Consider the following 19,211-nt stretch of genomic DNA (forward strand, 5'->3'; position numbering starts at 1 on the left):
AGTCCCTTCAGCGGCACCAGATAAATCCAGGTCAAATGGAATTCGGCCCTCGCAACATCCGCCGCCCTGCCGACAGGCGCGCTAAGCGCGTTTCTCTCCGATCGAGGCGACACCCAGAACATCCAGAACTTTCGCTTCGATATGCTCGGCATTCATGCCGGCCACCGCATACATGTCCGCGGGGCTGGCTTGATCGATGAAGATATCAGGCAAAACCATCGAACGGTATTTCAGCCCCCGATCAAATACACCTTCATCCGCCAAAAGTTGAGCGACATGGCTGCCAAAACCGCCAACGGCCCCTTCTTCTATGGTGATCAACGCCTCGTGGCGGGATACCAGATCCAGGATCAGGTCACGGTCAAGAGGCTTGGCAAAACGAGCATCGGCGATTGTAGGCGTTATGCCTTTGGCTGAAAGAGATTCCGCCGCCTTCTGAACCTCTGCCAGACGGGTGCCGAATGAAAGCAGAGCCACCCGCGCACCGTCCCGTATCACGCGGCCCTTGCCGATTTCCAGAACCTCGCCGCGTTCGGGCAAGTCCACCCCGACGCCTTCGCCGCGCGGATAGCGGAACGCAATGGGGCCTTCGTCATGCGCGGCGGCGGTCGCCACCATATGCATCAGCTCGGCCTCGTCAGCGGCAGCCATGACGACCATACCGGGCAGATTGGCCAAATAGGCAATGTCGAACGACCCGGCATGGGTGGCGCCGTCAGCCCCGACCAAACCTGCCCGGTCGATTGCAAAACGCACGGGCAGGCGCTGAATCGCCACGTCATGTACCACCTGGTCGTAACCACGCTGGAGGAAGGTTGAATACATTGCGCAAAATGGCTTCATTCCCCCTGCGGCAAGCGCAGCCGAAAACGTCACGCCGTGCTGTTCGGCAATCGCCACATCAAAGCAACGTGACGGATAGCGCTCGGCGAATAGGTTCAGGCCAGTTCCGTCGGGCATTGCAGCGGTCACGGCGACGATCTTGTCGTCGCGCGCGGCCTCATCCACCAGCGCCTTGCCAAATACAGACGTATAAGAGGGCGCGTTTGAAGGTGCCTTCTTTTGTTCCCCTGTAACCACATCGAACTTGGCCGTGGCATGGCCTTTGTCGCGGGCCTGTTCGGCAGGGGCATACCCCTTGCCTTTTTTCGTCAACACATGGATCAGAATCGGCCCGGTTGCCCGTGATTTGACCGTACGCAGAACAGGCAGCAGCTGGTCCATGTCATGGCCATCTATCGGGCCGAGATAGGAAAACCCAAGCTCTTCGAACAGCGTGCCGCCCACCGCCATGCCTTTCAGCATCTCCTTGGCGCGCTTGGCGCCCTCCCGGATTGGCTCGGGCAGCAATGAGACAGCGCCTTTTGCAGCAGCTTTCAGATCGTGAAACGGTTCTTCGGAATAGATACGCGACAAATAGCTGGACAACGCACCAACAGGGGGGGCGATGCTCATCTCGTTGTCGTTCAGAATGACAATCAGACGCTTTTTCAGATGGCCTGCATTGTTCATCGCCTCAAAGGCCATGCCCGCAGACATCGAACCATCGCCGATCACCGCAATTGCGTCGCCCAGCCCTTCGGGCGTTACACCACCCAGATCCCGCGCAACAGCAAAACCCAAAGCAGCGCTGATCGACGTGCTGGAATGCGCTGCGCCAAATGGGTCATAGGGGCTTTCGCTGCGCTTGGTGAAACCGCTGAGGCCATCCTTCATGCGCAATGTGCGGATGCGATCACGTCGTTCGGTCAGGATTTTGTGCGGATAACACTGATGACCCACATCCCAGATGATCTTGTCTCGGGGAGTATCAAACACAGCGTGCAACGCGGTGGTCAGTTCAACAACCCCCAAGCCAGCCCCCAGATGCCCGCCGGTCACGGCAACCGCCGAAATTGTTTCGGCCCGCAACTCCTGTGCGACCTGGTGCAGTTGCGCGTCCGAGAACTGCTTGAGATCCGCAGGGCGGTTCACAAGATCCAGCAGGGGCGTATTGGGGCGGTCAGACATATGGCGCGTTCCTGGCTTAGCTGTCCCGGGCAATAACGAAGCGGGCGGCTTCCTTCAAGGTTTCCGCCCTCGGACCAAACCCGTCCAAAGCGGCGCAGGCCTGATCCACCAGCTCACTTGCGCGGGCTTTGGCAGCAGGCAGACCCAAAAGCGAAACAAAAGTGGCTTTCCCTGCCTCGGTATCCTTTTGCAATCGCTTGCCCGCCTTTTGGGCATCGCCTTCGATATCAAGGATGTCATCTGCAATCTGAAAAGCAAGACCCATTACCCGGGCATATCGGCGCAACGGTTCAGGGTCGGATCGGGCCATAACGGCGCCAACGCAGGCAGACCACTCGATCAGGGCGCCTGTCTTGCCGGCCTGAAGACGCGTGATTTCGTCCAGCGACAGCGGCTCGGCGGCCGTTTCCGCCGCAATGTCCAGCGCCTGTCCCAACACCATACCTTGCGCACCGCTGGCTTTGGCCAGGGTCAGGGCAAGGTCCGCGCGAATGTCTGCGGACCCAACCTGCGAACAGGTGCAAAGTTCAAAAGCAAGCGTCTGAAGGGCATCCCCGGCCAGAACAGCCGTACCTTCATCCCACTCTACGTGAACGGTGGGCCGCCCGCGGCGCAGGTCATCGTCATCCATGCAGGGCAGGTCGTCATGCACCAGGGAATAAGCATGCAGCGCCTCAATGGCCGTGGCCGGCCAGATCGCCCGGTCTTCTTCAACATCATGCAGTCGCGCACTTTCCAATGCCAGAAACCCGCGCAGCCGCTTTCCGCCTCGGGTGGCATATGCCATGGCCCGGGTTACATCCACGTCTGCAAACGCGCCCAAAACCAGATCAAAATGGCTTTGAATGCTGGCAGCATCCTGCGCAAGTCTTTCAGGGAACATTCACATACCTTCGACAGGCGTCGTTCCGGTCGGCTGACCGCTGGCGTCCAGAGTGATCGCTGCGACTTTTTCTTCCGCGCGTTTCAACTCGTCCTCGCACCGCTTTTTCAGCGCCGCGCCGCGTTCGTACAGCGCAATTGATTGATCCAGCGCGACATCGCCTCGTTCCAGCTGGCCGACTACGGCTTCAAGCTCTTTCATCGCCTGTTCGAATGTCATCTGGTCTACGGGGGTCTGGGTCATCGGGCTGCCTTTATCAATTCTTCCACATGGGCGCGTGTGGCCTGGGCCAGTGCGTTCAGATCATACCCGCCTTCCAGAGTCGAGACGATGCGACCGTCGCAAACCTCGTCGGCAATCCTGCACAGCTCTGCGGTGATCCAGGCGAAGTCATCAGTGGCCCAGTTCAGATTGGCCAGCGGGTCGTCCTGATGGGCGTCAAACCCGGCGGAAATGATAATCAGCTCCGGCCTGAAGGCCCGCAAGCGCGGAAAAGCCTTCGTTTCATAGGCGGCACGCATCTCGGCGCCGCCAGTACCGGGCGCCAGAGGGATGTTGAGAACCGTATCATGAACACCCGTTTCCTCGGGCCGGCCCGATCCGGGCCACAAGGGCATCTGCTGGCTGGTTATCACCAATGCCCGTGCTTCATCCCACAACAGGTCCTGGGTTCCATTGCCGTGATGCACGTCGAAGTCGACCACGGCCACGCGATTCAAGCCGTGATGGTCCAGCGCGTGTTTCGCCGCCATTGCTGCATTTCCAAACAGGCAAAAGCCCATGGCCGTTTCGGTTTCCGCATGGTGCCCCGGCGGGCGAATGGCACAGAACGCGTTCGACGCTTCACCGCCCAAAACCAGATCAACGGCCCGCACCGCCGCACCCGCTGCGCGGTAGGCTGCGTCCACCGATCCCGGAGACAGGAACGTATCCCCGTCGATCTGCGCGAACCCGTCCGCAGGGCGCGCGGCCCGAATGTCGCGAATATAGCTCTCGGGGTGAATGCGCAGAAGATCGTCATCCGCAGCCAGCGGAGCTGTCACCCGCTTCAGCTCCAGCGCTTCCAATGCATGCAAAATGTGCTCCAGCCGTGCCACCCGTTCCGGGTGCCCGTCAGGTGTCACATGGCCCAGACAATCGGCGTGGGTCAAAAGGGCAGTCGTCATTGGAATCCCATCTTCATCTGGCTACAAATATCCTCGCCGAAGGCCAAAAAACGCCGCGCAGCGGCATCTCAGTCCGGCGCAAGCATATACCCTGCACCCCGCACAGTCTGCAAATAGCGCGGCTGCTTGGGGTCCTGTTCGATTTTGCGTCGAAGGCGCGTGATCTGCACATCCACCGCGCGCTCCTGCGCCTGGCCCTTGTCGCGTCCCAGATCCTCGACCAGCTTGGCGCGGCTGATCGGCTCTCCGGGCTGGGCCGAGAATATCTTCATCAACTGGCTTTCGGTTGCGGTCAGACGAACCGGGTCTTCGCCCTGCCACATCTCACCGCGTTCAATGTCATAGCGGATGGGCCCGAGGTTCAGGATCTTCGCCGTGGTTTCTTCTGCCGGTGTTTCCGGCATCCGGCGCAGGATCGCATTGATCCGCAACAGCAGCTCTTTCGGCTCGAACGGTTTTGCCAGGTAATCATCCGCCCCGGCTTCGAGGCCCGCGATCCGGTGTTCCGTCTCGCCCTTTGCGGTCAACAACAGGATCGGTGTCGTATGCGTTTCCCGCAAAGCGCGGGTCAGACTGACACCATCCTCGCCCGGCATCATCACATCCATGACAATCATGTCGAAATCCAACCCGGACAATACGCGCCGCGCGTGGGCCGCATCCCGTGCCGCTGTAACCAGAAACCCGTTTCGCATCAGAAACTTCTTGAGCAGATCACGAATGCGCTCGTCGTCGTCAACAATCAGCAGATGGGCATCCATATCGCTCATGTGGTCGTATCCCGAAGTTTCGTATAGGCATGACGCATATCAGCATCCATCATTGCTTCAAGCACTTTGCGAAATCCAGCCACGGCTTCGGGACCGGCATCCTTGTAGGCGGCGCGCATTCTGGCCCGCTGAGCATCCGACAACGTGGTTTCCAGCGACTGCCCCTTTTCTGTCAGAAATAGGTGGCGTTCGCGTTTGTCCACCGTGCCGACACGGCTTTCCACCAGCCCGTCCTCGATCAATGTTCGCAAGACCCTGTTCAGAGACTGTTTTGTGACACCAAGGATCGCTAACAAGTTGTTGACCGTCGTACCCGGTGCGCGGTTTATAAAATGGATTGCCCGATGGTGGGCGCGACCATATGCCATTTCGGCTAGGATGCGATCAGGATCTGCGGTAAAGCCACGATAGGCGAAAAACATGGCCTCGATCCCCTGCCGTAATTGCTCGTCGGTCAAAAACAACAGGCTTTCGCCCCCATAACGCGGGGCCGGGCGGATATCGGACATAGTGCGCCTCATTCGTTACTCGGGGCCGAGTTTATGTCAGCGTTGTTGACATTCCAAGAGTAGAGCGTTATCGAATTACAGTTTTTGCGCAATATTATGTCCGCAACGGACCTAAATCGCGCAATAATCGAAAACCCAACCCGGTTCAGGAGGTTTCGCATGGCGGGGTATGATGATCGTGATGGCACCATTTGGATGGATGGCAAGCTGGTACCCTGGCGTGAGGCCAATGTGCACATTCTGACCCACGCAATGCACTATGCGTCGTCGGTATTCGAAGGCGAGCGCGCATACAACGGCAAGATCTTCAAAAGCCGCGAACATTCCCGGCGCCTGATCGCCTCGGCCGAAGCGCTGGACATGCCGATACCTTATTCGGTTGATGAAATCGAAGCCGCCAAGGAAGAAGCGCTGAAAGCCAGCGGTTTGCAGGACGCGTATGTGCGCGCGCTGGTCTGGCGTGGCTCGGGTGAGGATATGGGCGTCGCGTCAGCCCGCAACCCTGTTCGCATGGCTGTCGCGGTCTGGCCCTGGGGCGCCTATTACGGCGATGCCAAGATGCAGGGTGCCAAGCTGGATATCGCCGAATGGAAACGCCCCAGCCCGGAAACCATCCCGGTCCATGCCAAGGCGGCGGGGCTCTACATGATTTGCACCATTTCCAAGCACAAGGCCGAGGCCAAAGGGTGCTCGGACGCATTGTTCATGGACTGGCGCGGATATGTCGCCGAGGCCACCGGCGCAAACGTGTTTTTCGTCAAGGATGGCGAGGTGCATACCCCGCTGGCAGACTGCTTCCTGAACGGCATCACCCGCCAGACGGTGATCCAGATGCTGAAAGACAAGGGCATCACCGTGCATGAGCGCCGCATCAAGCCCGAAGAAATGGCTGACTTCGAACAGTGCTGGCTGACAGGCACCGCGGCCGAGGTCACGCCTGTCGGGCAGATCGGCGAATATACATTCGAGGTCGGCGACATGACCCGCCAAATCGCCGAAGACTACGAGAAACTGGTCCGCTCGTAAGCAATTGCCCCCGCTTTGTCGGGGGCTTTTTGTTGCCAAACGTGCAATTTTTTGTGCAAACCGTTCGGCCATCTGGACGGATTGCACAGATTGCGTATCTTCGGCACATGTTGGACCTTCTCAGCGATATTCTCACCCGCCTTTCCCTGCGCGGCACGTTTTACTTCCGCACGTCATTCACACCGCCCTTCGGAATTCAGGTGCCGGGGTTCGAAAACGTGGCGCGGTTTCATTTTGTGCAGCGTGGCGAGCTCAAGGTTCATGTCTCGACCACAGGGGAAACCCTGCGGTTGAGGCAGGGGGACCTGATCCTGATCCCCCATGGGGCGCCGCACGCATTGCTCTGTGCCGAGGTCAAGCCGTTGGACGCACTGCCCCTGGAGCAGGTGCTGGAGCGCGCGGGTTACACGGGCGAGGGCGTGCTGGTCTATGGCGGTGATGACGAGGAACGGGATACTCAGCTGATCTGCGGTCATTTTTCTTTTACCGGCCCGGCCGGTCGAAACGGCACCGGGCATATGCTGATCGACCGCCTGCCGCCCTATATCCTGATCGAGAATTATGGCGAAGAGGCCGGATCGTGGATGGAAGCCACCCTGCGCATGATCGGCTCTGAGGTTTCAGGCGCAAGAATCGGTGGCGACCTGATCGCGCTGAAACTGTCCGAGGTCCTGTTCGCTCAGGCGATCCGGGCCTATCTGGAGCGTCAGAGCCCGCAGGATTCCGCATTGGCGGGATTTGCTGATCAGCGCATCTCGCGGGCCTTGACCGCGTTCCACCAGGCCCCGGCCAAGGACTGGAGCGTTGCGTCTTTGGCACGTGTGGCGGGTATGTCGCGCACTGCGTTTGCTCAGCTTTTTGCTGAAAAGATGGACACTACGCCGATGCAGTATCTCACGGATTGGCGGATGCAGATCGCGTGCCACGGCCTGACCGAGGCACGATGGAACGTGGCAGATGCGGCGGCCGAGGTCGGGTATGCCTCCGAGGCGGCTTTCTCACGCGTGTTCAAGAAACAGGTTGGGCTATCGCCGGCTGCGTACCGGGCGATGCATTGATCCCCCATTTTTTCTGAACGATCTGCATGATATCAGAGACGATCAGAAATTCAGCGTTCGGCTTGGGCGTCCTACCTTCCCTTTATCATTGATTGAGAAAAGGAAGATCTCATGTCCCTGCGTTTCGTTACCCGCTCTGTCCATGCTTACCTCGACTACCCTGTCGCCATTGCCCTCATGACGTTGCCGTTCCTGTTGGGATTGGGCCAATCCAACCCCCTGGCCCTGTGGCTGTCGGTTGTCACCGGTGTTGCAGCGTTTGTTCTGACGGTACTGACGGATCATCATCTTGGGATTTGGCGGGTTCTTCCCTACAAGTTTCATCTGGCCGTAGACTTGATTGTCGGCATCACCTTCCTGTTTGCGCCCAGCTTTCTGGGGTTCTCAGGACTGGATGCTGTGTTTTATTGGTTGAACGGTGCGGCAGTGGTGTTTGTCATCTCGCTCAGCGCGCCCGAGCAGGAAATCGCCGCTTAAAACCGCTGACTAAGGCTGTCCCAGTTTCACCGTAAAGCGCCAAGGTCCGAGCCGCCGGGGTCTTCTTCCGGCGGCTCGTTTTTTAAATAGCGGCCTGGCTTCAGGGGCATGCTCTCACTGTCACAACAGGCCATCCAGCTGCGCCCCGCAACTGCCTCCGCGTGATCCGTCGTTTCAGCTGACCCAGGTTCGCCCCATTCCGGGCGCTGATTGAACCCGCATAGATCCGGGGGCGTTTCGCCGAGAAGATAAGGTTTTCAACCTTCGATGAGCCACTCGGACGCGCGTGAAGGCGCAGGTTTGTCGTGGACTGTCCGCAGCCAATAGGGTTGGATTTCACCATATCCCTTGATGTTGATGACCTCTCGCCTCTCGCAGTCCGCATATTCGGCTATCTCATCTCTTACCTCGGGTGAGATTTGAACGCGCCCGGGCTCTCCGGTGCTTTCCATTCTTGAGGCGATGTTGACTGTATCACCCCAAACGTCAAAAAACGGTTTGTCGCCGCCGATTACACCTGCGATTACCGGGCCTTTGTGAATTCCGACCCGCAGGGACACCTTTGGATGCAGTTTGTCTGACACCCGCTCGACTGTCGCAATCATATCAATCGCCAACGCTGCCATGCGAGCCGAATTCGGTTGCCGTTCTTTGACCGAGGGGTCCAGACCACCCGCGACCATGTAACTGTCACCGATGGTTTTGATTTTCTCCAATTTGTGGCTCAGAACCAGTTCATCGAATGCCGAGAATATGGAACCCAGCAATTTGACCGTCGCCCTGGCCCCATTGGCGGCCGCGAATTCAGAAAATCCAGACAAATCGGAAAACAGAATTGTGGCGTCATCAATTCTTTCGGCAATTAACTTGTCCGGGTGCGCTTTGATGCGCTTGGCAATACGTGAAGGTAAAAGAACATTTATCAGCCGCTCGGAAACAGCAAATTCCTTTTCCAACGCAGATTCGTAACGGTCTATTGCGGCGTTTGCAGAATAGGACGTGAAAAAAAGCGCCGAGACGATTCCCAAAATCAACACGATGAAAATAATATCTTGAGGTTGTCTTACAAATCCGTCTCGATATGACTGCGCAATAACATCCCAAATAGTTTCGCCGGGCAGTATATGCAAAGGAACGACAAGCGATATGTAAATAAACAAAGCCGCGCTGAAGATCGTTATCAAAGTGATCCAACGCCAATATGCGGCCCCCAAAAAATAAAAAAGCAAGGGCGGGCCGACAAGCAAAACCAGATGATCTTCGCCGTTTTTGCCGACGCTGAGGTCATGAGCCAGAAACAGGAATAACCATATTGTAAAATAAGCGACTTTGACCTCAAGGCCGAAGCGATCCAGCGCCATCGTCAAAAGCGCCGCGAAGCCAAGACCAAAGTTTACCCATGCAAGATATCTCCAGTCTGGTCCAAGTTGGAACTGGTAGAACGCTGTGAAACCGAACCCAAGCGACGCAATAAAGGCTGCAACGTTAACAACCTGCATCTTTCGTCTTATTTTTCCATCGTCGATGGGATTTTCAGAATCCACAATGTGTTTAAGCAAAGCATCGCCCCCGCGCCAGCTCTATGCAAAATATCCCTCAAATCTGCTTCTTAGTCGATAAGCCCCAGGTTGTTTGTTCAGAAGTCTCTTTCGCGTCGAGTTGCCAACACGGCCCGAACCGCTTTCAACCTCGCGCCCGGAACCGAGTGCCTTACCACCCTGAAAACCGGCCATTGGATCAAGTTGGCAACAGCAATTCGGGTGGTGCAGTTTTCAGGGCCTCCAGTTTGCTCTGAATGATATTCGGCGATTTCTGTTCCAGATAGTAAGCAATGGTTTCCACGCGAATTCGAACAGAGCCGGCAGGTTTCGTCTCATCGAGATCCTGAAACACGAAGAAAAGCGTTCCAAGCGCTTCGGTAATTTCCTGGACTGGTGAATAAGTCGGCTGATCCATTCCGCATTCATAGCTGGAAAACCGGATCGAACAGGTTATCCACGGCATAATAGATCCATAGCGCGCAGCCCAAAGAAGTTCGTTGGTGTTTGCGCTGTGGGACGTTTTCCAAATATCCGAAATGTCAAAAGGGCTTTGAATTCGGCCGGCTTTGATCAGATCGCCGTACAGCCAGTCCAGTATCTCGGCGTCCAATGGCAGGTATTGACCCCAGAGGATCGGATAACCAAAGGCCTGCAACTCACTTTCAATGGCGTGGCCAATTCCGGTGTCCATGTGGTACGGGCGACCCAGGGCCAGGATGCAAGGTCGATGTTGCGTGGCGCATTCGGACAGTACCGCCAGACTTTGCCGCCGCAGACTCTGATCAAACTCTTGAAGGGCGTCATAGGCTTTGGCAATCGCAGCGCGCAGTTCGGTCAAGCGCAAGTCGGTGATTACGCCCTTCAGGGTATCGTACAACTGCCGGGTCGCAATTTGTGGGTCTGCCAAAGACACGGCCGGCGAAAGATAATGTACGCCCAGTTCCTTGAACACGTCCTTTTCCCGCCGAAATCCGGCTCGTGTACTTTCGGGGCCGGCAATGACGCGCGGGCAGGCCATGTTTTCCCGGACATGACCCCGCAAAAAGGATGGGACAGTCAGGATTATGGGAACGAACAGGATATCAATGGGGCGCTTTTGCCCGTTCAGCAGTTCACCATAATGGCCAGACATGCATTTGACGGGGTAACAGCAATCAACAGCACCACGCCCTTTTCCGAATTTCAGCTGCTGTGCTTCCGATGTGTCCGACGAAAAGACGATATTGCGGCGATTTATTCCCAGTTCAACAAACAATGTCGTCCAAAACCTGTGCGTCGACCACTGGTTCAGGACCCGAGGGATGCCGATCCGAAAATCCCGTTTGGGCGGATTGGACTTAGCGAAAGGCGCCTTCGCGAACGCTTTCTGCAATATTTGGATTGGCATTCGCTTCCTCGTCGATTTGCTTTTTTCGCGCTTTCATCTCGGCTGCGTCTTCAATCAACCCTTTCGAGCAAGAATTGCCGGTAATCACCCGCTCCCACCCTTCCGCCAATGGAACCTTGCTGTTTGCCCGGCCACGACCGCCGGGGATCTGAACATCCACAAAGGCCCGGCTACAGTTCATCGCACACCACTTGCAGGTGGTTTTGCTGTTGGTAGTGCTGACATATTCCAACTCTTCGACGCGGTCGTGCCCGACGAACCGGGAGCTTTGACCGGTGTTCACATGTTCGAGCGCAAGAAGGGCGGCGCCCAACGCGCCAGCCTCGCCAGCATGAGGGTGCACGGTAATTTCTGCGTCTGGAATTTTACCCCTGATGAAATCGATCTGGGCTTTGACGACCGCCAGGTTTCGATGTGTCCCACCTTGCAGGACAAACTTCCTGCCGATGGCCTTGAGGTTCTGAAACTGCCCGGCATAGACCCAAACATTCAGGGGCAGGACCGCAGCAAGGCTTGCCATGATTTCTTCTGCCGCCCACCCTTTGCGTTGCTGGTTCACGATGTCGGACTGAAGGAACACGCCGCACCCCATCATCAGTTTCGGCATCCGCTTGGCGCTGAAGGCTTTTTCGGCATAGTCCTCAAGTCGGACATCATAGCGTTCGGCAACGCCTTGAAGAAACGCCCCATTGCCGGAAGAGCATTGGGAATTGAGCCGAAAATCGACGACCGCTTTCTGCCGCAACAGCATGATTTTGACATCGGTCCCACCGACGTCGCATATCGCGTCTGCGTCGGGATGTATGTGCATGGCAGCCGCCGCATGTGCGACCGTCTCAACCACCGGCACGTCCGCCCCCAAAATATCCTTCAGCAGATCTTTCCCGTACCCCGTCAGCCCAAGAGCGCCGATATTCTTGATCCCTGCATCACGCAACTTGCGAAAAACAGACTTGGCATCTTCGATCGGGTTTCCCTGACTGTGCTGATAGACCGAAGCCTTGATTTTCGCGTCGCGGTCCAACGCCACCGCCTTGACCGTGGTACTGCCGAAATCGCACCCGACATAATATGTCTCGGCCGCAACGGGCTGGGGCATCTGGATCACGGGTTGGGTAAAATCCTCAAGGAACCGGACGAGTTCACCGTTCCGGGCCAATGCCTCTTGCCCGGTCTTGGCCTTTTCACCGTGCTGGCCCGTATCCACCCACCACTTCAGGCCATCCGTGCCGGAATAGGTCCGGGATACATTTTTTTCCCGGCGAGAAATCTCGACGCAGCCAAGGCTTGCATAATACAAGGCATCGCCGGGAACCAGGATTGCATCGGTGACGCTCTGCCCTGCTTTCAATACAACATTGCGCTCGTCCCAGAGCGCGGCCAAATGGCTTGCCCATGCCTGCTGAAGACCTTGAAAGAACATGTTCGGCCCACCCAGCAAAAGCACTGATGGTGTGGGGGTGTTGCCTTTTGTCAAAGTCGCCAGGTTCTGCCGCACGACGGCGTCAAACAAGCTTGCAATGATTTCGGTCTTGGGCACTCCGGCCTTGACCAGACTGTTTGCGTCAGTCTCTGCAAAGATCCCGCATTTGGCGCTGATCCGATGAAGGGTTTGACCATCGAATGGCAGAGTCGTCAGCTCGTCCGGGGAGATATTCAGTTTTCGTGCTGACTTTTCGATAAATGTGCCCGTACCGCCACTGCACGCTGATTGCATATAGACCTGTTTGGCCTTGCCTGCGGAGGTTGGCGTGAAGAACAACGTCTTCATGTCTTCCCCGCCAATTTCAGACACGAAATGCACATCCGGATGCAACGCTTCGACGGCGGCCGCGACGGCGACAACTTCCTGGATTTGCCGCGCGTTCACATGATCTGCCAGTGTCCCTGCCCCGGATCCAGTAAACGTGACGACATCGCGACCGGCGGTCAGGCCGGCCTCCAGCTCCATCTGTGACAGAAGTTCAAGGGTTTTCTCGGCCTGGCGTGTTTTGTGACGACCATAGGCTTTCCAGATGACTTCACCATCTTCTACCACGACGCCTTTTACAGTTGTCGATCCAATATCTACCCCAGCGAATTTCACAACGTGGCATTTCCCAGCTCAAGCACGACATTGGATGCGGTACCCACGGCGCCACGATGGGGAACTTTCCAAAATGGCCTGTTGACCTTGGGATGCTTTGTGGCGCGCTTTCTGGCCTCGTCCGCAGTCAACCCGGCGGCGGCAAGAGCAGATTCAAATTCCTCCTGTGCGCGGATCTTGGCGTCTGCCAGCACCATCTGGCACCGCGACAAAGCGTGTACGTCACTGTCCCCTTTCACCTCGATTGGGGCATACAACATGTCGGGATACCGGCCCTGTACGGCCGCCATTGCGCCGATGCTCATTGTGTTGGGAAGACAGCCATAGGGCGACAGCTCGCAAATCATATGTGCTTTTCGCTGGGTATGCGCCCAGATCGCCTTGGCGATCAGCAAATCACCCTCACCCCCGTTGATCATGTTGTCAAAAAAAGGAGCCGCCAGTTTCCGCAGCTTGTCCTGATCGGGCATCGGACGTGGAACGCCTCCAAGCATCCGGCGCATCTGATCATACTTGAACCTGAAAAAGCGCTGCCCAAGTCTCAACAGAACATAGTTCTGACGCGCTTTGTCTTTTATTCCGAAGCCCAGCTTGAGCTTTTGTCCGCCATACCGCATCAGGTAATCGAACCATACGACCATCGGCGCCGGCTGAACTTCGGCGCCTTCGCCTTCAAGCCATTTGTGCATGTTGTAGTTCTGCACCCCTTCGGCGGTGGCCAGATAGAACTCGCCGGTGATCTTGACCATCGGCTTGACCCTCAATCGATCAAGCTGGATGTCTTCAAAATGGCCGCGCGCACGCCTCATGGCCTTCAGGAAGCGTCGGGTCGTCGAATGCCACAGGACTGATCCCCATTTCGGCATTTGCTTCGGCCTGCTCAACATGGCGTCGTATATCTCGGAAACCGCCTTCTGCGCCGCCCGGTTGGTCGCGCCTTGCTCTAGCTCATAGGGCCGCAACTGGTATTCCAGATCCTGAATGGCATCCGCTGCCATCATGCCCAAGGCCGTGCTCAGCAGCAGGTGAATGTCAGTCTGCAAACCGGCGTCTTTGCCTTTCGACTGATCGATTTCATGCTGTTGAACCAGAAACATCCTGAACGCCTCAAGCCCCAGGTTCTTCAGCGCCAGTTCATAGCTTTGGTGGTATTGACCGAAACGGCAGGCTCCGCAGGCCCCGGCGGTCACATAAACATATTTTTCGGCCACTTCGTCAGCGCCTATAGCTTCGGCTTCGTTTCTGAGGAAACTCGACAAGTTGCCCGTTGTGAAGGCGGTGGGGCAGCATTGTCCGACGTCCGCCAGTTCACGTCCCAGGTACAAGTCTTCAACTGTCACATCAGGCAGGCGCTGCGCGTTGTAGCCCGCACTTTTGAACAGGCCTTCCAGCAGTTTTTCGGCGCGCCACGTAACCCCACCAAACAACAGGGTGACATCCTTGCGCTGATCCGCAGTAAAAGGACGAGGTTCGTAAGCCCTATAGGACTCTTCCAAAATACGACTCATAAAAATACCCCCCAACCAACATAACATGTATTTACAATGCACAATAAATTATTCCTGAATCGCCCCCCTGCACCGGGATTCCGTGCGAAACAGGGCCATCGGAATTTTCAGGTTGTCTTGGACGCGTTCAGGCACTCTCAGCCTAGAAAACCATCAAATACCCAGAAATTTTCGTGCATTTCCTTCAAAAAAATCATGTGCAAAAGGACTGATCTGCGGATCGCTGAAGAACGTGTCAAATTCGATCAGGTATTCACGGGTTCTGCCGACCATCAGTGGCATCGCCCAATCCGTTCCAAAACACACTTTGTCCCGAAAATGGTGCGCTGCGCCCGGGGTACTGCTGCCCACTATGACGGATTTTAATCGCTGAAATATCTTTGGCTTGAGCTTTGTGTCCAGAATTCCCAAAATATGACCCAAGCCAAGATAGACATTGTCGAAATCCTCAACCAGGCGAATAGCACGATAGGCAAATGTTTGCTTGAAATGGGTGTTGTCTGCTGCCCATCCCATCCAATCTACTTCTTTTGCGCCACCACCATGAGCCAGGAACAACCAAAGGTTCCGGGCATTGTGGGTCTCCATCGCGTGCTTCCATAACTCTGGATCGGAATAGACGCCGTATCCTGTCTCCACCTGAAACCCCATCGGGTTGCAATGGGCAAACAAACGCAGGTTGTGGCTGGAGAAATGGCGAATGATGTCACCCATCTTGGCCTGTACCATCGGGTAGGGCGCCGGGTTCTGCGCTTTTTCTCTGTACTTTTCAAACTTTCGCCCAGAGGCGACCGGGGTCTGGTAGCCGCGCATATCGATCGGGCGGATCCCCAAGGGTGGATAGATTTTGTAGCCCGTTATCCCGAGTGCAACGCCTGTATCGACGATCTGTTTCCAGTTCCCGCCTCGAAACGGGTCAACCGCACCAAAATTGATCAATTCATTCGGGTTCTCAGCAGCGAGCAACTGCATCCGCTCCATTTGTTCGGTGAAGTTGAAATACGGCGGTAGGAATCCGGGCATCCAAAATTCCTTGAGCTTGTCGAAGGCGCGGCGCATATCCAGCAGGACGCCCACGAAAAGGCTGGCTTCCGGGTCGCTCGGCTGACCCTTCTTCTTGAAATCCCTCTTGAGCGCTTTGAACCGGTTTCGCTCGGACAAGGTCATGATGACAAAGAATTCAAGAAACTGAAAGATAATGCCGATTTGACCGATTGGAATGCGGACGGCACGAAAACCTGCATCAGATCCAAGTTTGTACAACCCACCCGGCGGCATGTGGTCAGCTTCATGAAAGAAACCGCTTTCTGCCGCTTTTTGACCAGCGACCCGGAAGGCCTCGGCCAGAAACCGATCCAGCAAATCAGGTTCCGTGCCACTGTCGGCAAAGACGGACCTGTCAGAAATTCTGCCACCGCCCACAAGCTGGACACCTATTGGGAAGTCGCCCGCCCTTGAATAGTTGATATCACGGTCAATATCGTTCAGGGCTCGGATCAGCTCCTCTATGTCCTTCCAATCCTGGTGGCTGGGGTTGGGTGTCGATTGATACTCTCTGATCTTCTCACGAACGGGAAGTGCAATGGCTCGCATAAGCCGGTCCACATCGTGATCGAGCAACGCGTCGATCAAATCGTCCTGGTCAGGTTCTTCCGTCGCGGGTCTGCTGAAGTCACTCATGCGGGTCAAACGAACCGCCAGAAAGGCCAACGCAAGCGAAAACAAATACAGCGAAGTGAACGAGTAGAAGATACTGTGCAACGGCAGATATCGCGCTGTGAACAGGTGGGCGTGCATGTCAATAAAGGTGTTTTTTTCAGTCATATTTTTGGCTCCACGGAATAAATTTCAGCCGAGAATTTTCTGTTTTCGTATGACTTTGCTGTCAAAAACCGGAAATGGCTTTTGGCCTTAATCTGCTGAGTTTAAGGTTTTTCGAAAATTTTTGCAATTTTCGGCCCCGACAAGCCGCTTCGCCAAATCCGAGTTGAGCAGGGCATTTTGCTGTCAGTCCATGTGAGGTGTCAGCAGAGTTTTCAACACCTTTACCGCATCCGGCCATCGCCGATTACCATGAGGGCCGACAATCTCATCAATGTCCGTGAGAAACTCCTTTGAGTGCACCACGGAGAAAATCCCTGCATAATTCCAATACGCATGGACTTGCAGATCAAACGCTCACAAGGAAGGTGGGGTCAGAACTACGGCTACAGCGTACCCCGAAAGCACAACTTTAAGTACGCCCGTTTGCTTCCACAGTGCTTCCACGGGCTATTCCTCAAACGCAAAAAGCCCCGCGTTATGCGAGGCTAAATGTTTGATATCTGACTGGTAATTTTGGTTGCGGGAGCAGGATTTGCACTTTGGCGAACTTGCTTAAACTTGAGCAACGTATCTCGATAAAACATCAATAGGACGCTCGTCGTCTCAACTCGACGTTAACCCTCCTCCAATACCCCTATCACGCTCAAAGATGACAAATAATGTTGCCATTCAACAAATTTTGTGCTGAAAGGGGCTGCTAATTGGAGCAAGAGCCATGTTAATTGAACTGACTGTTCAAAACTTTCGATCTATATCGGAAAGTCAAAACCTGTCCATGGTGGCCGGTAGAGCTTCTGCAAAACGTCCGTGGGCATCGCTGAAGACTGGGAATCACATGGTTCCCAGCGCCCTTCGAAGTGCTTGTTTGTTCGGTGCAAATGGTTCTGGCAAGTCAAATGTCGTGAAGGCATTGGCATTCTTAACAGACTTTGTTGAACACTCAGCGAAAGACCGGCAGGTCGATAGCAAGATCGACACACAGCCTTTTGCATACGACGCCGAGTGGAGAGAATCGCCAACAGAAATCGAAGTTGTGTTTGTGCATAACGGGACGCTCTATCAGTATGGCTTCATTGCCGACCAGGACCGCGTCTACGATGAATGGCTCTTCGAAAACCCGCCATCGAAGGAGACGCGGCTACGGAAGATATTCTCTCGTTCTTTCGACGAAGAGGCCGACACCTACGACTGGTATCTGAACAAAACTCACTTGCGTGGAGAGAGGGAGAGCTGGAAAAACAATACCAGGGACAACGCCTTGTTCCTGTCCACTGCCGTGCAACTGAATTCTTCCGACCTAAGAGCACCCTACGAATGGCTGGTGGACAACCTCCGGGTCGTTGAGGATGCCTCTCGTCTCAGCGAAGGGTTTTCAGTCAAGCAATTCTTGGAAGATGGCTGCAAAGAAGAAATCATCGCACTGATGAACTCAGCTGATGTTCCCTTGGAAGACTTAAAGATCGAAGTAGGCAAGTTTGACATCGACGAACTTCCTAAGGAACTCCCCAAAGAGGCTGTTGAGGAGTTTCGCCGACGTTACAAGGATGCCCAAGTAATCAAGAACATGGAAACCGTTCGCTCAGATTCTAACGGTGCCAAGATCACTCTTGACTTTGAATATGAGTCCGCCGGAACCCAAATGCTTTTCAAGCTTGCTGGACCTTTGCTTCACACCCTTAGAAGCGGCTTCACACTGGTTATCGATGAGCTTCAAAACAACTTGCACCCGTTGGCTTTGAAATACGTCGTGGACTTGTTTGCTTCGGAGAAAAACAACCCGAATGGAGCCCAACTGGTCTTCACAAGCCATGAGGCATCAATCCTGGACGATTCTTGTATACACCGGGACCAAGTTTGGTTTGTTGAGAAACACAAGAACCTCTCATCGCACCTCTTCCCCTTGTCTTCATTCAAGGAAAGAGAGATTGCATCCTTGCAAAAGGCCTATCTCGACGGCAGGTTCGGCGGCATCCCATTGATAAACGAAATTGAACTACAGGCGATTCAAGCAGATGGTGAGAAGGCGAGGCATCCCGAAGGGGCGAAGCACGAAGGATCTGAAGCGAAAGCACAAGAGCAACAGTGAAAAAGATCGCATCTTGATCGTTTGTGAGGGTGAGAAAACCGAACCGGGCTACCTTCACAAGCTTATTTCTGAATATCGGGTCCCCACTGCCAAAGTCCGTGTTCATGGAGAAGGCGGTGCCGCCCCAATTAGCGTTGTAGAATACGCTGATGATATTCTCGACAAGGATGCGGACTTTGAACACATTTTTCTGGTGTTCGATCGGGATGCCCACAGCACCTACCAAGATGCCATTACCAAGACCAATGGCTTTAAGAATAGACGAAAACTGAAGTCAAAGAACATTGAAGCCGTAACTTCCATCCCTTGCTTCGAAGTTTGGCTGTTGCTCCATGTCTCGACCTCGAGCAAACCGTATGGGGCAGGTGTCCCAGGCACTCCACCCGGGAAACAGGTGATCCGGGATCTTCGTGCCTACCCAGCTTTCGCTAACTATGAGAAATCAAAAATCGACTTCTTTGATGAAATCAAAGGAGAGACTGATAATGCTGTAGCGCGGGCAAAACGCCAAGTTGATCAAGCACAAAAAGCTGGATCTCCCGTGCATCATGAGGATTCGTCCTCCCGCTTTTTCTTGATCGTCGATACACTTAAAAAAATCGCCTCCAGTTAGAAAAACTGCAATTCGCAGTTTCCGTGACAGGCGGTCCAACCGTCCTATTCATCATGGAGAACTGGTGGGCTGTTACGCCGCTGTATTCCATGCTATCGCGGGAAACAGCGGAACCAGGATCGAGCGCGACAGCATGTCTCTCGCTGTTAGAATGGTAGAGCGAGCGACGAACTGCACGAGCTGCTGGATCGAGTTGTTGTCTCATACGATCATGATGCGAAGAACCATGTCTTGGATATGCAGGGCAATCTGATCGCCATGCTTAGA

At 55.1% G+C, this 19,211-nt stretch carries 16 protein-coding genes; 5 read left to right on the forward strand and 11 right to left on the reverse strand.

Annotation, left to right across the window (positions count from 1 at the left end):
* Nucleotides 1–81 precede the first annotated feature (81 nt).
* The 6 genes from dxs to AC2FNN_RS11555 form a co-directional block, all read right to left on the reverse strand.
* The gene (gene dxs / locus AC2FNN_RS11530; RefSeq protein ID WP_496758712.1) at nt 82–2,010 is read right to left on the reverse strand and encodes a 1-deoxy-D-xylulose-5-phosphate synthase; all 1,929 of its coding nucleotides are present in this window, start codon (nt 2,008–2,010) and stop codon (nt 82–84) included.
* Between the two features lie 16 nt (nt 2,011–2,026).
* Nucleotides 2,027–2,893 carry a polyprenyl synthetase family protein gene (locus AC2FNN_RS11535; RefSeq protein WP_496758714.1) on the reverse strand — a complete coding sequence of 289 codons (867 nt, stop codon included), beginning with the start codon at nt 2,891–2,893 and terminating at the stop codon, nt 2,027–2,029.
* Nucleotides 2,894–3,136 (reverse strand): exodeoxyribonuclease VII small subunit, encoded by a 243-nt coding sequence (locus AC2FNN_RS11540; RefSeq protein WP_171638430.1) that lies wholly within the window; start codon nt 3,134–3,136, stop codon nt 2,894–2,896. It lies immediately after the preceding gene.
* On the reverse strand, nt 3,133–4,059 hold the full coding sequence (locus AC2FNN_RS11545) for a histone deacetylase family protein (RefSeq protein ID WP_496758716.1): 927 nt from the start codon (nt 4,057–4,059) through the stop codon (nt 3,133–3,135). The genes AC2FNN_RS11540 and AC2FNN_RS11545 overlap by 4 nt, the downstream gene beginning before the upstream one ends.
* 68 nt (nt 4,060–4,127) lie before the next feature.
* The gene (locus AC2FNN_RS11550; RefSeq protein WP_152459691.1) at nt 4,128–4,829 is read right to left on the reverse strand and encodes a response regulator; all 702 of its coding nucleotides are present in this window, start codon (nt 4,827–4,829) and stop codon (nt 4,128–4,130) included.
* A complete protein-coding gene (locus AC2FNN_RS11555) occupies nt 4,826–5,338 on the reverse strand; it encodes a MarR family winged helix-turn-helix transcriptional regulator (protein ID WP_152459690.1) in 513 nt (170 codons plus the stop codon). Before AC2FNN_RS11555 ends, AC2FNN_RS11550 begins: the two co-directional genes overlap by 4 nt.
* 159 nt (nt 5,339–5,497) lie before the next feature.
* Here AC2FNN_RS11555 and AC2FNN_RS11560 point away from each other — a divergent pair, with 159 nt between their 5' ends.
* The 3 genes from AC2FNN_RS11560 to AC2FNN_RS11570 all read left to right on the forward strand — a co-directional run bounded on the left by AC2FNN_RS11560 (nt 5,498) and on the right by AC2FNN_RS11570 (nt 7,899).
* On the forward strand, nt 5,498–6,364 hold the full coding sequence (locus tag AC2FNN_RS11560; protein ID WP_496758717.1) for a branched-chain amino acid aminotransferase: 867 nt from the start codon (nt 5,498–5,500) through the stop codon (nt 6,362–6,364).
* 107 nt (nt 6,365–6,471) lie between these two features.
* Entirely contained in the window at nt 6,472–7,422 is a 951-nt protein-coding gene (locus AC2FNN_RS11565) for an AraC family transcriptional regulator (protein WP_496758719.1), read from the forward strand.
* Between the two features lie 111 nt (nt 7,423–7,533).
* Nucleotides 7,534–7,899, forward strand: coding sequence for a hypothetical protein (locus tag AC2FNN_RS11570; RefSeq protein WP_496758720.1), 366 nt, complete (start codon nt 7,534–7,536; stop codon nt 7,897–7,899).
* Between the two features lie 257 nt (nt 7,900–8,156).
* Here the strand turns inward: AC2FNN_RS11570 and AC2FNN_RS11575 are convergent, their stop codons facing one another.
* The 5 genes from AC2FNN_RS11575 to AC2FNN_RS11595 form a co-directional block, all read right to left on the reverse strand.
* Nucleotides 8,157–9,458, reverse strand: a complete 1,302-nt coding sequence (locus AC2FNN_RS11575) for an adenylate/guanylate cyclase domain-containing protein (protein ID WP_496758721.1) — start codon at nt 9,456–9,458, stop codon at nt 8,157–8,159.
* A gap of 178 nt (nt 9,459–9,636) precedes the next feature.
* A complete protein-coding gene (locus tag AC2FNN_RS11580; protein ID WP_496758723.1) occupies nt 9,637–10,827 on the reverse strand; it encodes an acyl-CoA dehydratase activase-related protein in 1,191 nt (396 codons plus the stop codon).
* Nucleotides 10,778–12,913 (reverse strand): BadF/BadG/BcrA/BcrD ATPase family protein, encoded by a 2,136-nt coding sequence (locus tag AC2FNN_RS11585; protein ID WP_496758725.1) that lies wholly within the window; start codon nt 12,911–12,913, stop codon nt 10,778–10,780. Before AC2FNN_RS11585 ends, AC2FNN_RS11580 begins: the two co-directional genes overlap by 50 nt.
* Entirely contained in the window at nt 12,910–14,421 is a 1,512-nt protein-coding gene (locus AC2FNN_RS11590) for a hypothetical protein (RefSeq protein WP_496758727.1), read from the reverse strand. The genes AC2FNN_RS11585 and AC2FNN_RS11590 overlap by 4 nt, the downstream gene beginning before the upstream one ends.
* Nucleotides 14,422–14,574: 153 nt before the next feature.
* Nucleotides 14,575–16,245 carry an amidohydrolase family protein gene (locus AC2FNN_RS11595; RefSeq protein WP_496758729.1) on the reverse strand — a complete coding sequence of 557 codons (1,671 nt, stop codon included), beginning with the start codon at nt 16,243–16,245 and terminating at the stop codon, nt 14,575–14,577.
* Between the two features lie 715 nt (nt 16,246–16,960).
* On the opposite strand from AC2FNN_RS11595, the gene AC2FNN_RS11600 reads away from it, so the two are divergent.
* A complete protein-coding gene (locus AC2FNN_RS11600) occupies nt 16,961–18,331 on the forward strand; it encodes an AAA family ATPase (protein WP_496758730.1) in 1,371 nt (456 codons plus the stop codon).
* Between the two features lie 13 nt (nt 18,332–18,344).
* Nucleotides 18,345–18,944, forward strand: coding sequence for an RloB family protein (locus AC2FNN_RS11605; protein WP_496758732.1), 600 nt, complete (start codon nt 18,345–18,347; stop codon nt 18,942–18,944).
* Nucleotides 18,945–19,211 lie beyond the last annotated feature (267 nt).

It is taken from the genome of Ruegeria sp. BHSA118 (genome assembly GCF_059613405.1).

What these genes read in the sequence shown, in the direction of transcription:
- AC2FNN_RS11590 (WP_496758727.1), bottom strand. Translation starts at nt 14,421, where the DNA reads ATGAGTCGTATTTTGGAAGAGTCCTATAGGGCTTACGAACCTCGTCCT.
- AC2FNN_RS11540 (WP_171638430.1), bottom strand. Translation starts at nt 3,136, where the DNA reads ATGACCCAGACCCCCGTAGACCAGATGACATTCGAACAGGCGATGAAA.
- AC2FNN_RS11555 (WP_152459690.1), bottom strand. Translation starts at nt 5,338, where the DNA reads ATGTCCGATATCCGCCCGGCCCCGCGTTATGGGGGCGAAAGCCTGTTG.
- dxs (WP_496758712.1), bottom strand. Translation starts at nt 2,010, where the DNA reads ATGTCTGACCGCCCCAATACGCCCCTGCTGGATCTTGTGAACCGCCCT.
- AC2FNN_RS11595 (WP_496758729.1), bottom strand. Translation starts at nt 16,245, where the DNA reads ATGACTGAAAAAAACACCTTTATTGACATGCACGCCCACCTGTTCACA.
- AC2FNN_RS11545 (WP_496758716.1), bottom strand. Translation starts at nt 4,059, where the DNA reads ATGACGACTGCCCTTTTGACCCACGCCGATTGTCTGGGCCATGTGACA.
- AC2FNN_RS11550 (WP_152459691.1), bottom strand. Translation starts at nt 4,829, where the DNA reads ATGAGCGATATGGATGCCCATCTGCTGATTGTTGACGACGACGAGCGC.
- AC2FNN_RS11535 (WP_496758714.1), bottom strand. Translation starts at nt 2,893, where the DNA reads ATGTTCCCTGAAAGACTTGCGCAGGATGCTGCCAGCATTCAAAGCCAT.
- AC2FNN_RS11580 (WP_496758723.1), bottom strand. Translation starts at nt 10,827, where the DNA reads ATGCCAATCCAAATATTGCAGAAAGCGTTCGCGAAGGCGCCTTTCGCT.
- AC2FNN_RS11600 (WP_496758730.1), top strand. Translation starts at nt 16,961, where the DNA reads ATGTTAATTGAACTGACTGTTCAAAACTTTCGATCTATATCGGAAAGT.
- AC2FNN_RS11570 (WP_496758720.1), top strand. Translation starts at nt 7,534, where the DNA reads ATGTCCCTGCGTTTCGTTACCCGCTCTGTCCATGCTTACCTCGACTAC.
- AC2FNN_RS11560 (WP_496758717.1), top strand. Translation starts at nt 5,498, where the DNA reads ATGGCGGGGTATGATGATCGTGATGGCACCATTTGGATGGATGGCAAG.
- AC2FNN_RS11565 (WP_496758719.1), top strand. Translation starts at nt 6,472, where the DNA reads ATGTTGGACCTTCTCAGCGATATTCTCACCCGCCTTTCCCTGCGCGGC.